Raw genomic sequence first — 11184 nt, 5'->3', positions numbered from 1 at the left:
CGGAGGATCAATGATAGAGAGCCCGCGATCCATCCACGTCGTGGGGAAGCTTTCGAGCCATTGCGTGACCGTGGTCATGCCTCGTGACGAGGTCGCGTGGATGCTGCCGGACGGGTTGACGCTCGGACCTCAGGACCACACGCCGCCGGGGACGCACCCCGTTTTGCTTTCTTTCAATCACCGGTACGGCGCGCACCTCACGCTCCCTCGCATGCTCCTGCCCGGGGCGACGTACAAGGAGCAGATCGTCGGCGTGCCGTTCGTTCATTCCAAGCGCGATCTCTGCGGAGGACGCGCGCGTGGACCTTTCCTCTTCCTGCCACGCCTCTTCGCGAGCCAGCTCTTGCCCGTGATCGGCGGATGGCTGTTCTGGGGATTCGCAAAGCACCACGGCAGCATCCGCGAGACGACGGTCGATCCGGAGACGACGGCGGGCGGCGCGGAAAACGAGGAGGCGCGTTCCGAGGGAAAACCCCGCCAGGTCGGCACGTTCCGCGTCTTTTCGTCCGGGAGCGGCGGCGAGCCGCTCGTGTCGCTGCGCTACGAGGTGACAGGCGAATTCCAGCCCGCGACGCAGGCGCCGAACCACGAGGCGATCCTCGACGTCCTTCGCCAGCCCCTCATCTGCTGCCAGCCAATCTCGCGCGGGCCCCTCTTTTCCTGCGCCGACCACGAGAGCGACTGGGAGCGCGCGCAGGTGAGGCCCCTCGATACGACGATGCGCATCGAGGACGCGTTCGTCCCGGGGCTCGTCGTCGGCACCTATCGCTCGCGCGGGATCGATCGGTCGCCGCTCGGATCGTTCGAGCTCCGCGCCCCTTTCAAGCTCACCTTGCCCCATTGCTGCGGACGCGGGCATCGGCTCGCTTGACGAAGGCGACATGAGATCGACCCCGTTCGCAAAGAAGCCGGAGCCCGCTCGGACGCACGCCGATCCCGAGCAAACGCGGCCTGCGAGCGTGGATGTCACGCAGCGCGACGAGCCCGAGGGCGCGTCGTTCGAACGATGGTCCCTCGCGGTCCACGTCGAGACGAAGGCGCAGCGCGCCCTCTCGTTGTGGGCCGCTTTCGATCGGCGCGTGTTCGCCTCCGCGGGCGGCGATCCGGTGCCCACGCACGGCCTCTCCTTCGCGCTCGCGGATGAAAGCGCAAAGCGATACCGCGCGCGGCAGGAGCTCGACGCCGCGCGTCTTCGCGCCATGCGCGAGGCCATCACGCGCGGCGAGACGCCCATGGATCGGGGCCTCGCCCGCGCAGCGCTCGAAATGCTCGACGCAGGCGCGCTTCCCGCGCCCGAGCACGTGATGTTTGGCGAGCCAGCCGCCTCCGCGCGGGGGCTCGAGCTGCGGTACGGCGGCAGCCTGTTTTCACGGAGGCCCGATGGGAGCTATCGGCTCGTGCTCGGGCAGCTCCGCGGCGCGCGTGGATGCGACCTGCGTCTCCGCGCGCTGAAGCCGGGGGTCGTCTTGCACGAGGCGACGAAGAACATGCCCGACGAGGCCGGCGCCTCGCTCCATTACGCGCTCCCGAGTTGCTTCGTCGACGGCACGATCTTCCTCGATGGCGAGGAGCTCGTGGTGTCCGGGCTCGGCCACTACGACCGCGTGATCGGGCCTCCTTTCCGCGCCTCCGCGTGCGATGCCTCGATGGGCTCGCTCGTCACGCAGCGAGCGTTCGTCCACCTCGACGATGGAAGCTCCGTGGTCGTACAGATGTCTGCGCGCGCAGGTGCGGAGCCGACGCGCGCGCGTGCGATCGTCATGGACGTGCGAGGCCACGCCCTCGTCGACGAGCGCGCCTCGCTCGCGGCGCGCACCACGTGGCAGAGCACCCGTTCGTACCGCGAGTATCCCGTCTCCTTCACGCTCGAGGTCCCCGCGGCCGGGCTCGAGCTCGTCCTCGAAACGTCGATGGTCGCGCAGGAGATCGCGAGCCTCATCGCGAGCCCGCCCGCATGGCGAGGACGCGCGCGCGCGTCGGGGACGCGCTGGGGTCGGCCGATCGCGGGCATCGCATGGATCGAGCAGACGTTCCCGCCCGCGTACCTCGATCTCGGGGGCTTCTTCTCGGCCGTGCGTCGCGGTGCACAACACGAGATCACCTCGCTCGTCTCGCGCTCGCCTTCGCAGACGGCGCTCGTGGAGCTCATCGGCTGCGTGGGCCGCGAGGAGAGCCTCGAGGGCGTCGATCCGGTGCTGATCGGTCGCTCGCTCACGGGGCCGCTCCTCGACGTCATCGACCGCGGCGGCAAGGCCTGGCGCTCCTTCGTCACGCTCGCTTGCATCGACGCGACCGGCGGCGACTCCACGGGTTTTTCCCCGTGGCTCGCGATCCCCGAGCTCATCCACACGGGCTCGCTTTTGGTCGACGACGTGCAGGATGGATCGACGATCCGCCGCGGTGGGCCCGCGTGTCACCTCGTGCACGGCGAGGCGATCGCGATCAACTCGGGCACGGCGGCGTACTTCCTGGCCGAGCTCTTCCTCTCGCGTTGTCCCTTGCCGCCCGAGCGTGCGCAGCGCGTGCTCTTCCTGTACTTCGAGGCGATGCGCGCGGGGCACGGCGGTCAGGCCCTCGACATCGCCGGCCTCGGAGAGCTCTTGCCGGCCGCCGTGGACACGGGCGACATCCAGGAGCTCGCGCATCGCGTGGCTGCGATCAACCGGCTCAAGACAGCCGCTCCCGTGGGCGCGCTGGCGCGCATGGGCGCGATCGCGGGAGGCGGCACAGAGGCGCAGGTCGAGGGCCTCGGCGCCTATGTCGAGGCCGTGGGCATGGCCTTCCAGCTCATCGACGACGTGCTGAATTTGCGTGGTTTTCAGGGCGATCTCAAGCAACGCGGCGAGGACCTCCGCATCGGCAAGGTCACGATGCCGGTCGTACGGGCGCTCGGGTCGCTGGATCGGCGCGCGCGCGAACAGCTCTGGCAAACGCTCCGCGACAAACCCGACGACGACGCGCTCGTCGAGGACCTGATCGAGCAGATCGAGCGCACGGGCGCGCTCGACGCGTGCGTGCTCGAGGCCCGTCACCTCGTCGAGGAGGCGTGGAGGCGCGTGGATCCGCTTCTTCCGCCTTCTGTCGCGAAAGCAAGGCTGCGCGCGCTCGGATGGTACGTGCTCGAACGGAACTTCTAGCGACGGCTCAGGACGCCTGCCAGCGCGTGACGCCGCTGTCGAGCGTGAAGTCCATCTCGACGAAGAAGCCGCGCAGCGCGTCGAACGTGCGCGCGTCGAGCCCGAGCTCCGAGACGAGCGGATGGCTGTCGGTGGTCTTCACGTCGAGCGTGTAGCGGCCTCCGAGCAGACCGGCCCAGCGAAAGCGGTCGACCTTGGTCGCGGCCTCGATGCCGGCCTGATAACAGGCGCGGCGCGGGTCCGCGACGTCCCGGAACTGCTTCAGGAACGCGAATGTGGGGCCCTTGCGCAAGAGGTCGACGACCGACAAGGCGAGCCCGAGGCCGGGAACCGTGACCGTGGGGCCGCCGAAGACGAGGTCTGCGAGGGCTTCGAGCGCCGCTTTGCCCTCGGTAAAACCCTGCGTGATGGCGCCGCTCGACGTGCCTCCGATCCGGATCACCTGCACGAGATGCTCTGCTTGTGCGAGCACGTCGCCCCCGAAGCGATCGAAGAGCGTGGGCCGGATCTGGAAGAGGTCGGCGACGGAAGGGTTCGTGGGGATCGTGAGCTCGGCGAGCTCCTTGGGCCAACCCTGTTCGTCGCGCCCGCTGACGATGGCCTGGCTCGACGTCGCGAACATGTAATAGGGAAAAAGGACGAGGCGATCGGCGACGGGAAAGGGCCCTCTCCTGTCCACCGAGACGAGCGGAATCCAGATCCCCGCCTCGAAGTACGGGAAACACCCCTGATCCCGGGCCTTTGGTACGCGCGAGGAGACGCTCCCCGTGCGGTTGAAGATGAAAAACACCTGGGGAAAAAAGGCGCGATAGCTGGCGAGGCCACTCGACGGGGCGTTCAGAAACTTGTCACAGAGGGCCTGCTGGCGTCGTATGTCGCTCTTGACCGGGAAAAAGTACGTCGTCACGTTCCGGAGCGTGGCGGGCGTCGGCATGGATTGGTTGTCCGCCCGCTCGACGTATCGCGGCAAATTGGCTCTGCTCATACCTTCTCGTCAGGGCTCCGAGCGCCGCGGGAGGCTACCCGAGCCTGGGGGGCCGAATCAAGTGTCGTGAGGATGGATGTGCCTTGACACCTATACGCATCCCTCGTATGGGGGCATGCGCGCGGAGGCATGCAATGTTCCTGAAGCCCTATCAGGCCATGAAGCTCGTGGGCCAATGGTCGGTCTACGGCGTGACGATCGTGCTCCCCCGGGAGGATGTCCAGTGGATGTTGCCCGACGCGCTCGAGCTCGGCGCGCAGGACCTGACGCCTCCCGATACGCATCCCGTCACGTTGTATTTCGGCAGCGTGCGCGACGCGCACATGACATTTCCGCGCGCCTTTCCGCCCGACATGACGTACTTCGAGCAGGTGGTCGGCGTGCCGTTCGTGTATTCGAAGCGCCCGCTCTGTGGGGGGCGTGTTCGAGGCCCCTTCTTTTACATGCCGCGGCTGTTCTTGACGAACCTGCTCGCGACGCTCGGCGGCATTCTTCTCTGGGGTTTTCCCAAGAAAATGGTGAGCGTCCTGGAGAGCGTGAACGAGGGAGGGACGGACGGCTCGTATGCGGTATGTCCCTTCCGGGGCGGCGATGAGATCATCGGGGTCGAGTGGGCTGCCACGGGGCCGTTCCGGCCCGTCTCGGCGGTGCCCTCGTTCCAGAGGCAGCTCGAGATCATGACGCAGCCGCTCGTATCGCGACAACCCGTCTCCGTGGGGCCGCTCCTCTCGTGCTCGGATTTCGACAAGATCTGGCAGGAGGCCGAGATCCGGCCGGTGCAAACGAAGACATCCATCCGGGATGCCTTCGTCCCGGGGCTCGCGCCCGGGCGATATTCGTCGCAGGGTATCGACCAGACGCCCATGGGCGCATTCCAGCTCCGCGCGCGCTGGGAGCTGTCGTTGCCGTATTGCTGCGGAAAAGGGCGTGCGCCAGGCGCCTCGCAGGATGCGCCTTCCTTCTGGTGAGCCTGTCGGAATCGATGGGGGGGAGCCGCGGATTCACCGAGGGCCGACGCCCACGCCCGTGGGGGTGACCGTGATGTTGTACGTGATGTTCGGCGAGGCGGAAGGGAACTCGAGAGGCCCCGGCATTTCACAACTCGGGACTTCTTCTGGCTGCACGATGACGGGTACCGGGCTCTGCCCGGCAAACTGGACCGTGTGTTCGCCGACCGAGAACGGGGGCAGCAGGACCCAATAGCCATCGGAGACGGCGCCCGTGTACGTGCCGGGAGCCGCATCCGCGCAGAAGTTCTGCAAGACGTTGTTCTCGGGCAAGGTGAACGAAAACGCGGGGGTCTGCACCCGCAGGATGTCCTCCGCGGCAACCGGCACGCCATCGATCGTGACCTCGACGCCAACCACACTGTCAATCGACTTCTGGACCATGTATCGCAGGTCTTCCTCGGAGCAGTGCAAGTCGGGGACGCCCAGGAGATCCTGGATGCAAACGAAGTTGTCGGCCTCGGCGTTGATCACGGGAAAGAAGAGCTTCGTCCCCACAGGAATGGTGCATGCGCGTATCACGGTCCCGGTCGCGTTGAGCACGCCGGCCAGGTTCCAAACATGGCCCGACTGGCCCACGTCGCAGTTTGCCCCGGTCTCGTCGAACAAGGGGTTTTCATCGGTGGGTATGGACAACACCCATTGCCACCAAGCGGCGCCCAGGCTCTCGAGCTTTTGTGTGGGCTTCGCATTCGTCTCCGTCGACACGAAGAGGCCGACGGCAACGAGCGCCAAGGCGCTCATCGAATACCATTGCGTGGTTCGTCGCATGCACCGTTCCTTTTTGGCACGAGCTCGATGACGAGTCGAAGAACGAGCGGCTCGCGGCGCCGCTCGAGCTCACGTCTCGTGTCGACGCTCCGCGCGGCGGGAATGGGAGGCCAATCTATCACCCGAAGGCATCCACGCAACGCGACCTCGACGCGGGAGGGCGTCCGCTCGTTGGCGTACGTCTGTATCCGAGCGCGTCATGTCCCACGCGAAGCAATGGCGTGAGGCCCTGTTCGGTGCCGTCCTTCCTCTTCGGGCGAGCGACCGTCCGGGATGAATGGATCGCCAAAAAATGCACACGGTGGCGCCGCCGGGCTTTGCGTCGTGGGGCCATGGCTGCCACGTTCCGGCATGACTGCGCACGGCCTGACGTCACGCCGCACGTTCCTCACCCAGACCGCCGCGGGAGCGCTCGGGGTTGCTCTCCTGGATGCCTGCGGGGATGCGCCCGCGCCCCTGCCCGGGACCGCGCCGGCGCCCGTCCCCGACGATATCGGCGCGCTCGCGAGATCGCTGCAAGGCACCGTCGTGCTGCCGAAGGACGACGCGTACGACGCGTCCCGCCTTCTGTACAATACCCGGTTCGACGCGGTTCATCCGCAGGCTATCGTGAAATGCCGGTCGCCGGGCGACGTGCAAAAGGCCCTGGAGTGGGCGCGCCGGAACGGTATTCACATCGCGGCGCGCAGCGGCGGGCATAGTTATGGAGGATTCTCGACGACGTCGGGGCTCGTGCTCGACGTCCGCGACATGGCGCAGATCGAAGTGGACACGACCGAGCCTACGGTCCTGGTCGGGGCCGGCGCGGCGCTGATCGACATCTACGACGCGCTCTTCGCCCACGGGCTCGCGTTGACGGCCGGCACCTGCCCCACGGTCGGCATCGCGGGGCACGCGCTCGGCGGCGGGTATGGATTGATTTCTCGGAAGTTCGGCCTGGCCTCGGACAACCTCCTGGAGGTCGAGCTCGTCACGGCCGCCGGGGAGCTGCTCACCTGCAATGACGAGGAGCACACGGACCTGTTCTGGGCGTGTCGCGGCGGAGGGGGCGGGCAATTCGGCGTCGTGACCTCGCTCAAGCTGCGGGTGCATCCCGTCAACGAGGCGTCTTATTTCATCCTCACATGGGACTGGCCGGACGCGGCGAAGGTCGTCGACGCGTGGCAGGCCTGGGCCCCGTACGCGCCGGACGAGCTCACCTCGCTCTGCGGCCTGTTCGGTCGTCCCGGCGACAAGCCGTGGGTCCGGGTCATTGGCACGTACCTCGGGCCGGTGGCGGCGCTCGCGCAGCTGCTCCTCCCGATGCTGGCGCCGGGGTTGGGGACGCCGACGAAGCAGGTGGTCGAAGCCGACTCGTACGAAAACATCACGCGGATGTGGGCGGGCTGCGAGAGCACCGCAGCGGCATGCCACCTCGCGCCGCAGGGCACGCTGGAACGCGAGACCTATCGCGCCAAATCGGATTACGTCACGGAGCCGCTCCCGGCGGCCGCCATCGACCTCATGATGCAATGGGTCGCCGCGCGCGCGAGCGCGACCGCCACGGGGGCCATCCTGCTCGACGCCTACGGCGGCGCGCTGCGCAACGTCGCGCCGGACGCGACGGCGTTCGTGCATCGTGACCCGCTGTTCTCTTGCCAGTACCTCGGCTACGAGCGCCCCACGGACACGCCCGAGGCGCAACAAGAGAACCGCGAAGGAATGAACGACATGTATGCGTCCCTGCGCCCGTACATGTCCGGAGCCGCGTACCAAAATTACATCGATCCGGACCTCGCCGACTGGCAGCACGCCTATTACGGCGCGAATTTGCCGCGGCTCCTCGAGGTGAAGGCGAAATACGATCCAGAGAACGTCTTTCGTTTCGCGCAGAGCCTGCCCGTCGTGTGACGAAAGCGTCCATCGAAACACGTCGAGCCCGCCTCCGGCGTGGACCGGTGCGGGCTCGACGTGGCGGCCGTGCTTGCGGGGCCGCTCAGACGAGCATGAGCTCGCGCTCGGACCCATCCTCGTATCGAACCACGAGCTTGCCCCTGTCCTCGCGCGCCGTGACGAGCAGCGCGTCGTAGAGGGTCAGCGCCCGTCGGATCACCTCCGTGAGGCTATCCGCCTCGCTCAATTCCTGCACGCGCTCGAGCCGCTCTCGCACTCGCCTGGGCACCTCCAGGTTGAGCCGAACCTTTTCGTCTTTGCTGGCCATTCTCGCCATGATTTTTCCCCCGTGCAATGGCCTCGACGAGCACGAAGGACACCGCCATCGTCAGGATGCCGCCATAGGGCAACAAGCAGGTCGTCCTGGCGACCCCCAGGATGACATAGGCGATGACCGAGATCACGATCACCAGGCAGGCCGGCCCGAACCGGGCCGCCATCCGCAAAGCGATCGAGATCGCCCCCTGACGGGTCGTCGGGGTTCCCACGAGCTCGTCGTAAATGCCTTTCGCTTCCTCCAGCCTCCGCTCTATGTTGTGGCTCTCGCTCATACCTGACCTCTACCCGGAGAACGAGGTCAGCCTCCGCCTCTCGGCCTCACCCGTCGTCCGTGTCCCCGCGTTTCAATCTTTGGCGGCCTGTCATTTCATCTCGAAATAGCATGACCGAACCTACTTTCGTCTTGTACGTCTTCATGGTCCCATCCGCGTTGTTCAATCGCGGCCTCGGCCGCGCGTCGATATCCGTACGCTCGTCTTTCCAGCTTCGTGCGAAGCGATGACATGAGCACCTCACCGCAAGAGCGCGTGGCTCTCGCGACGATGACGTATCGTTGACGGGTAAATACGTAGGCCATGCGCACCGTCAAGCGCCGACGGTTCACGAGGGAGGTCCGCGCGCAGAAAAATCGTTTCGGAGCGTTCGAGGAGCGGCGCGGTAGCGTTCCTTCGGCGAATCTGGCAAGGATGTGAGCCATGCATGGTGCGCAACAAGCTTGCCAGATATCGTTTTGCATGAGCCCTCGCCTCCGTTTGGCCGCAATTGGCCTCGCTATCGTGGTTTCGGCCTGCGAGCCCAGCATCTCCACGGGCGGACTCGGCGAAGGAGGCGCGGCGTCGAGCCCTGATGGGGGGTCGGGTGGGTCGACCTCGTCGAGCAGCACGAGCGCGTCGTCGAGCAGTACGAGCGCGTCGTCGAGCAGCACGAGCGCGTCGTCGAGCAGCACGAGCGCGTCGTCGAGCAGCACGAGCGCGTCGTCGAGCAGCTCTGGCGGCGGCTTTTGCGCGCCGGGGTGCCTGACGGACGCAGACTGCGCAGGGAGCTGTCCGTCGCCGCCACCCGGCAACAACTACTGCTGCACCGCGTCGGGGTGTGGACTCACGATGGGGCTTTGCCCGCCACGATGTGAGCCCGGGTTCCCATGCGAGCCCGGATCGACGTGCTCGACGGGCGGGTTCCTCTCCAGCTTGTCGTGCTGGAGCGATTGCCTCTGCAACGCGAGCGGCGTTTACGAGTGCCAGCCGCGCGTGTTTCCCGTGTGCCCGGAGGTGCACCCGACGTGCGGGGACCCGTGCGACCCTTCGGTGCCGCTCACCTGCCAGTGCAATCAGGCATCCGGGGAAGGCACCAGGGCGTGTCGGTGCGACGCGACGAGCACGTGGCGCTGCGCCACGCACCCAGGGCCATGCCCGAACCTGGGTATGATCACAAATGGGACCACATGCACCGATTTCCCCGTCGGTTTGCTGTGCGATCTCGGGTACTGCGCGTGTACGGCGAAATGCGACACGCAGGTATGGCTGTGTCCGACCTTCCCTTGACGGGTACCGCGTCGACGTAGACCCGATGACATCGGCGGCGCCAGCGCGTCGCCGCCGCTCGGGGGCCAGCGCGGCGTTTCCGCTCTGTTATGTCGAGAAAAACCCTGGTAGAGTTCGGCTCCGGGGAGATGCGATGACGAACGAGGCGGACATCGTCGAGAGGTTGACGCGCGAGAACGATACGCTGCGCAAGCGTGTGGCCGAGCTCGAGGGGACCGTCCGGCAACGAGATCGGGTCATGCAGGCGGTCATCGACCACGTCCCGGCGCTCATCTTCGTGATGGATCTGGAGGACACGTACAGTCACACCAATCAGTCCTGCGCGGCTTTCATGGGTCGTCGTGAGGTCTCCGAGATTGTCGGGCACAACGCCAGGGAGTTCTTTCCTCCCGAGGTCTTCGCGTCCTGGAGGGAGAACAATCGCCTCGTCGCCGCGAAGGGCGAAGCCATCGTGGCAGAGGAGTCAGGCCCGAGCGAAGACGGCATGCTCGTGTACCAATCCATCAAGTTCCCCGTGCGCGACAGCGAGGGGACCATTCGATGGATCGGCGGCATCGCGACGGACGTGACGGCGCAGCGCAGGGCCGAGGAGCGGCTGCGCGAGAGCCAGGCGCGCGCGCAGGCGATGCTCGATGCGTCGACGGACCTGCTCCTGCTCGTGGAGCTCGATGGCGTGGTCATCACGGCCAATCAAGCGGCCGCGGAGCGGCTCGGGTGCACGCCGGCGGAGGTGGCCGGGATGCGCGACGTGTTCCCGCTCGATGAGCCGGACCGCCTGGCCTCCCTGGTGGAGGAGGTGCGGCACGCAGGAACGCCCGCGCGTTTTGACGCGGCGCGCGACGAGCGCTCGTTCGAGGTGACCGCGTATCCGGTGCGAAGCCGTGACGGATCGCTCGCGCGCCTGGCGATTTATGGGCGCGACGTGACCGAACAGAGGCGCGCCGCCCAGGAGCAGCGGCGGCTCCAGGAGCAGATCATCGAGGCGCAACGCTTGGCCATTCAGGAGATCGGGACGCCGCTCGTCCCCCTCACGGACGCGGCGGTGGCCATTCCGCTCATCGGGGCGATCGACGAGGTGCGCGCCGCGCATTTCGTGGAGACGATGCTGCGCGGCGTGGAGGAGCGCGGGGCGCATCTCGTCGTCGTCGACGTGACCGGCGTGAGCACGGTCGACACGCACGTGGCCGACGTGCTCGTGCGAGCCGCGCGGGCGGCGAAGCTGCTCGGCGCGGAGGTGATCATGACGGGAATCCGGCCCGCCGTGGCGCAAGCGCTGGTCGACCTCGACGCCGATCTCGGCGGCGTGGTGACGCTCGCGTCGCTGCAGGACGGCATTGCGTACGCGGTGCGAGGAAAGGGGCGGGCGCTCGCGCCTCGCCTCCGCGTCAGCGGTGGCCCGCGCGCGTAGCGCCTGGGCTCCGCAGCGGCCGGAGAGGACGATTGGGTCCGGACCGTCGTGAACCTCCATTCATAGTGGGAGGGCATTTCCCTCGGAATTGATTGTTGGCACGTCGCGTGCACGGGCGCCGACC

The 11184-nt window shown here is 67.1% G+C and carries 10 protein-coding genes; 5 read left to right on the top strand and 5 right to left on the bottom strand.

All coding sequences use genetic code 11. The annotated features are described in order from the left end of the window. Positions 1-10 precede the first annotated feature (10 nt). Together QHF85_RS01140 and QHF85_RS01135 are read left to right on the top strand one after the other, a co-directional pair. Positions 11-871 carry a hypothetical protein gene (locus QHF85_RS01140; protein WP_281325126.1) on the top strand — a complete coding sequence of 287 codons (861 nt, stop codon included), beginning with the start codon at positions 11-13 and terminating at the stop codon, positions 869-871. Positions 872-881: 10 nt separating this feature from the next. Next, positions 882-3137 carry a polyprenyl synthetase family protein gene (locus QHF85_RS01135; protein WP_281325125.1) on the top strand — a complete coding sequence of 752 codons (2256 nt, stop codon included), beginning with the start codon at positions 882-884 and terminating at the stop codon, positions 3135-3137. A gap of 7 nt (positions 3138-3144) precedes the next feature. On the opposite strand, the gene QHF85_RS01130 is transcribed toward QHF85_RS01135, so the two are convergent. Continuing rightward, positions 3145-4122: an acetoacetate decarboxylase family protein gene (locus QHF85_RS01130; RefSeq protein ID WP_281325124.1), complete on the bottom strand. Its 978-nt coding sequence runs from the start codon at positions 4120-4122 to the stop codon at positions 3145-3147. Between the two features lie 134 nt (positions 4123-4256). On the opposite strand from QHF85_RS01130, the gene QHF85_RS01125 reads away from it, so the two are divergent. Further along, positions 4257-5090 (top strand): hypothetical protein, encoded by an 834-nt coding sequence (locus QHF85_RS01125; protein ID WP_281325123.1) that lies wholly within the window; start codon positions 4257-4259, stop codon positions 5088-5090. A gap of 33 nt (positions 5091-5123) precedes the next feature. On the opposite strand, the gene QHF85_RS01120 is transcribed toward QHF85_RS01125, so the two are convergent. Beyond that, on the bottom strand, positions 5124-5900 hold the full coding sequence (locus QHF85_RS01120; protein WP_281325122.1) for a hypothetical protein: 777 nt from the start codon (positions 5898-5900) through the stop codon (positions 5124-5126). A 351-nt stretch (positions 5901-6251) separates the two neighbouring features. On the opposite strand from QHF85_RS01120, the gene QHF85_RS01115 reads away from it, so the two are divergent. Next, positions 6252-7790, top strand: a complete 1539-nt coding sequence (locus QHF85_RS01115) for an FAD-binding oxidoreductase (protein ID WP_281325121.1) — start codon at positions 6252-6254, stop codon at positions 7788-7790. Between the two features lie 85 nt (positions 7791-7875). On the opposite strand, the gene QHF85_RS01110 is transcribed toward QHF85_RS01115, so the two are convergent. The 3 genes from QHF85_RS01110 to QHF85_RS01100 form a co-directional block, all read right to left on the bottom strand. Next, on the bottom strand, positions 7876-8028 hold the full coding sequence (locus QHF85_RS01110) for a hypothetical protein (protein WP_281325120.1): 153 nt from the start codon (positions 8026-8028) through the stop codon (positions 7876-7878). Further along, on the bottom strand, positions 8003-8383 hold the full coding sequence (locus QHF85_RS01105; protein ID WP_281325119.1) for a hypothetical protein: 381 nt from the start codon (positions 8381-8383) through the stop codon (positions 8003-8005). The genes QHF85_RS01110 and QHF85_RS01105 overlap by 26 nt, the downstream gene beginning before the upstream one ends. A gap of 95 nt (positions 8384-8478) precedes the next feature. Next, positions 8479-9078: a hypothetical protein gene (locus QHF85_RS01100; protein ID WP_281325118.1), complete on the bottom strand. Its 600-nt coding sequence runs from the start codon at positions 9076-9078 to the stop codon at positions 8479-8481. A gap of 707 nt (positions 9079-9785) precedes the next feature. On the opposite strand from QHF85_RS01100, the gene QHF85_RS01095 reads away from it, so the two are divergent. After that, positions 9786-11060: a PAS domain-containing protein gene (locus QHF85_RS01095; RefSeq protein WP_281325117.1), complete on the top strand. Its 1275-nt coding sequence runs from the start codon at positions 9786-9788 to the stop codon at positions 11058-11060. Positions 11061-11184: the final 124 nt, after the last annotated feature.

Origin of the sequence: Polyangium sp. 6x1, assembly GCF_029946515.1 — a bacterium.
Taxonomy (GTDB): Bacteria; Myxococcota_A; Polyangia; order Polyangiales; family Polyangiaceae; genus Polyangium.
Note: the sequence above shows the minus strand (reverse complement) of the source record. Positions and strands in the feature narration are given on the sequence as shown.